This window comes from Methylorubrum podarium, assembly GCF_022179745.1.
GTDB classification, from domain to species: domain Bacteria; phylum Pseudomonadota; class Alphaproteobacteria; order Rhizobiales; family Beijerinckiaceae; genus Methylobacterium; species Methylobacterium podarium.
Genome location: NZ_BPRD01000400.1, coordinates 1 through 3,493, shown reverse-complemented (window position 1 = coordinate 3,493; position 3,493 = coordinate 1). Strand labels below are relative to the sequence as shown.

Sequence of the window (3,493 nt, the reverse complement as noted above, 5' to 3'; positions counted from 1 at the left end):
CGGCCGATGCCGCGGGCGGCCAGGGCCGCGGCGAGGCGGCGGCAGCGGGCGTCGAGCTCGGCATAGGAGCGGCGCAGGGGGCCGTGGATCACCGCGACCTGATCGGGGAAGGTGCGGGCGGCGCGGTCGAGATAGCTCAGCGGCGTGAGCGGCTGGTAATTGGCCGGGTTCCGGTCGAGATCCCGGTCGTAGATCGTTGCGCGCGCCATGGTCTCGCCTCCCGTTCGAGGGGAGAGTATCCGAGCGCCGCAGACGAGACGACAGAGAAAAGGCCCCGCGGGCGGAAAGCCCGGGAGCCTTGTCGGATCAGGTTCGAGGGGTGGAGCGCGGGAACGGCCGGAAAGGGCCGATCAACGCTCCCGGCCGCTGAGGAGCTTCTCCAGGGCGGCGAGCCCACTGCGCTCGGCGGCCTCTTCCGTGGTCTGCACCCGGTCGGCGCGCTGGAAGAGCTTGCCGTTCCGGCGGATGGCCCAGGTGAAGTGCCCGGCGGGGCGCTCGCAGGCTTCGATTTCGAGGGTGTAGGGATTTGCGCTGTTGTTTGCCATGAGCGGGATATAGGGTCGCCCTCCCGGTCCGGCTACCCATCCGGTGCATGGTTGCATTGCTTTTTGCGGGAAGGCCCGCGTCCGGCGAAGCTTTGCCGAGGCGACCGCGCGAAGCCGCGTCGCCGGGACCGAGGGCGGGCACCGCCGTATTTGACAATCGGGGCGGGATCACCGACACGGCGCCCCGGCCGGATGCGGGCCGTCCACCGGCCCGAACCGTTCCGCCCGCCCGAGCCGCCGATGCCCGTACCCTCCCGCCCGAGCCAGACCGTGCCGCAAGCGGGCAGCCCCCACCGATGACGAGCCTCAGCGTCGGCCCGTCCGCGGCGCCGCGGGCGGATTTCGTCCGGCCGCCCGCCGGCGCGCTGCGCCTCGCGGACCGGGTGCTGTCCTTCGGGGCGGCGAGCCATGTCCGGGCCTGCCTCCTCCTCTTGGTGCTCGGTCTCGCGAGCTTCCTGCCGGGCTTGTCCACGCTCCAGCCGATGGACCGGGACGAGCCGCGCTTCGCGCAGGCCTCGAAGCAGATGCTGGAGACCGGCGACCTCGTCGATATCCGCTTCCAGGCCGAGGCGCGCCACAAGAAGCCGGTCGGGATCTACTGGGCGCAGGCCGCCGCCGTCGCGGCCGGCGAGGCCCTCGGCGTGCCGCGGGCCCGCACGCAGATCGGGCTCTACCGGATCCCCTCGTTCCTCGGCGCGCTGGCGGCGATCCTGCTGACCTACTGGGCGGCTCTGGCCCTGCTCGACCGGCGCCGGGCCCTGCTGGCCGCGGCGCTGTTTTCCGCCTGCATCATGCTCTCGGCGGAAGCCCGGCTCGCCAAGACCGACGCACTTCTCACCGCCTGCTCGGTTGCCGCCTTCGGGGCGCTCGCCCGCGCCTGGCTCGGCCGCGCCCGGCTCGAGCGCCGCCGCGGCCCGGCCTCGCTCGGCACGGCGCTGGTCTTCTGGCTCGGGATCGCCCTCGGCATCCTCGTGAAGGGGCCGATGGTGCCGCTCTTCGCGGGACTGGCCGCCCTGGTCCTCTCCTTGCGCGAGGGCTCGGCCCGCTGGCTCCTCGACCTGCGCCCGCGGCTCGGCCTCCTCATCACCCTCGTCGTGGTGGCGCCCTGGTTCCTGGCGATCGCCTGGAAGAGCGGCGGCGCCTTCTTCGGCGAGGCGGTGGGGCGCGACATGCTCGGCAAGGTCGGCTCCGGCGCCGAGAAGCACGGGGGCCCGCCCGGCGCCTACGCGCTCGCCTTCTTCGCCACCTTCTGGCCGGGCGCCGCCTTCGCTGCTCTCGCCATCCCCTTCGCCTGGGCGCGGCGGGGCGAGGAGGCGGTGGCGCTGCTGCTGGCCTGGATCGTGCCGATGTGGCTGATCTTCGAGGCGGTGCCGACCAAGCTGCCGCACTACGTCCTGCCGCTGATGCCGGCGGTGGCGATCCTCACCGTGCTGGCGCTGTCCCGCGGCGCGCTCGACCCGCGCCGTCCGGGCGCGCGCTGGGTCGCGGGCCTCGTCGTGCTGATCCCGGTCGGGCTGACGCTGGGCCTGAATCTGGCCGCGTGGCGGCTCGACGGCGTGCTGCCTCTGGCCGCCCTGCCGCTGCTGCTCGCCGCCTGCGCCCTGGCCGCGCTCGCCTGGGCCGCCTTCGTCCGAGGGGCAGGGCAGGGGGCCGGAGAGGCGGCTCTTGCCCTCGGCGTCGCCGCCTCGGTGGTGCTGTCGGGGGCCGTGTTCGGCCTGGCCCAGCCGGTGCTGCAGAGCCTCAAGGTGTCGCCGCGGCTCGCCGCGATCCGCGACGCCCTGCCCTGCGCGAAGCCCCGGGTGGGGAGCCTGGGCTACCGCGAGCCGAGCCTCGTCTTCACCGTCGGCACGGACCTTGCCATGCTGAATTCCGGCGCCGAGGCCGCCGCCTTCCTGCGTGAGGGGGGCTGCCGCCTCGTGCTGGTCGAGGATCGGTTCGCCGCCGCGTTCGCCGCCGCGGAAGGCGCTCAGCCGCGAGAGGCCGTCGGCCGGGTCACGGGCTTCAACATCAACGGCGGCAAGCCGGTCGGGGTCTCCGCCTACGCCGCGCTGCCGGGTGCCACCCCATGAGCATGACGAGCGATTCCGGGCCGCTGCGCCTCAGCGTGGTGGTGCCGGTGAAGAACGAGGCCGGCAACATCGCGGCGCTGGTGGCCGAGATCGGCCATGCCTGCCACAACCTCGCGCCGTTCGAGGTCATCTACGTCGATGACGGCTCGACCGACGACACCCTCGCCACGCTCCAGGGGCTGCGGGCGAAGAACCCGTGGCTCCGCGTGGTGCGCCACGACCGCAGCGGCGGTCAGAGCGGGGCGGTGCGCAGCGGCGTGCTGCGCGCCCGCGCGCCCGTCATCGCCACCCTCGACGGCGACGGCCAGAACGACCCGTCCTTCATTCCGGTGCTCTACGCCGCCCTCGACCAGGGCGGCGCGGGCGTCGGCCTCGCTCAGGGCCAGCGGATCGGCCGCAAGGGCGCGTGGAAGCAATTCCAGTCGCGGATCGCCAACGGCGTGCGCGGAAAGATCCTGAAGGACGCCACGCGCGATACTGGCTGCGGGCTCAAGGTGTTTCGCCGCGAGGTCTACCTCGCGCTGCCCTATTTCGACGCGCTCCACCGCTTCATGCCGGCGCTCGTCACCCGCGAGGGGTTCGGCGTGGTCCACCGCGACGTGGTCGACCGGCCGCGCTTCACCGGCCGCTCGAATTACGGAATGTTCGACCGGCTCTGGGTTGGCATCCTCGATCTTGCCGGCGTGTGGTGGCTGATCCGGCGGCGGCGGCCCGCCCCGCGGGCCGAGGATGTGCCCCAGGACGCGCCCGGCGACGTGGCGCACAGCGAGGCCCGGTGACCCCATGCTGATCCAGCTCGCCGAGGATCTCCCGGCCTATTTCTACGACGTGTTCGTCACCCGCTTCGATTTCTGGCTGGTGTTCGGCATCGCGGCGCAG

4 protein-coding genes and 1 pseudogene are annotated in these 3,493 nt (G+C 73.2%); 3 read left to right on the top strand and 2 right to left on the bottom strand.

Going from position 1 to position 3,493, the window contains the following annotated elements; genetic code table 11:
* Both MFF42_RS19055 and MFF42_RS19050 read right to left on the bottom strand, forming a co-directional pair.
* Positions 1-209 (bottom strand): AMP-binding protein (locus tag MFF42_RS19055; RefSeq protein ID WP_373875197.1); only part of this gene is annotated, 209 nt, incomplete at its 3' end.
* A gap of 141 nt (positions 210-350) precedes the next feature.
* Positions 351-545 (bottom strand): hypothetical protein, encoded by a 195-nt coding sequence (locus tag MFF42_RS19050; RefSeq protein WP_003599068.1) that lies wholly within the window; start codon positions 543-545, stop codon positions 351-353.
* Between the two features lie 296 nt (positions 546-841).
* On the opposite strand from MFF42_RS19050, the gene MFF42_RS19045 reads away from it, so the two are divergent.
* The 3 genes and pseudogenes from MFF42_RS19045 to MFF42_RS26700 all read left to right on the top strand — a co-directional run.
* A complete protein-coding gene (locus MFF42_RS19045; RefSeq protein ID WP_238257152.1) occupies positions 842-2,614 on the top strand; it encodes an ArnT family glycosyltransferase in 1,773 nt (590 codons plus the stop codon).
* Complete coding sequence (locus MFF42_RS19040) at positions 2,611-3,393, top strand: glycosyltransferase family 2 protein (protein ID WP_238257151.1); 783 nt, start codon at positions 2,611-2,613, stop codon at positions 3,391-3,393. Before MFF42_RS19045 ends, MFF42_RS19040 begins: the two co-directional genes overlap by 4 nt.
* A 4-nt stretch (positions 3,394-3,397) precedes the next feature.
* Positions 3,398-3,493: pseudogene (locus tag MFF42_RS26700) on the top strand (lipid-A-disaccharide synthase N-terminal domain-containing protein); the annotation flags it as partial.

Coding starts and splice junctions, on each gene's coding strand:
- MFF42_RS19050 (WP_003599068.1), bottom strand. CDS start 545: ATGGCAAACAACAGCGCAAATCCCTACACCCTCGAAATCGAAGCCTGC.
- MFF42_RS19045 (WP_238257152.1), top strand. CDS start 842: ATGACGAGCCTCAGCGTCGGCCCGTCCGCGGCGCCGCGGGCGGATTTC.
- MFF42_RS19040 (WP_238257151.1), top strand. CDS start 2,611: ATGAGCATGACGAGCGATTCCGGGCCGCTGCGCCTCAGCGTGGTGGTG.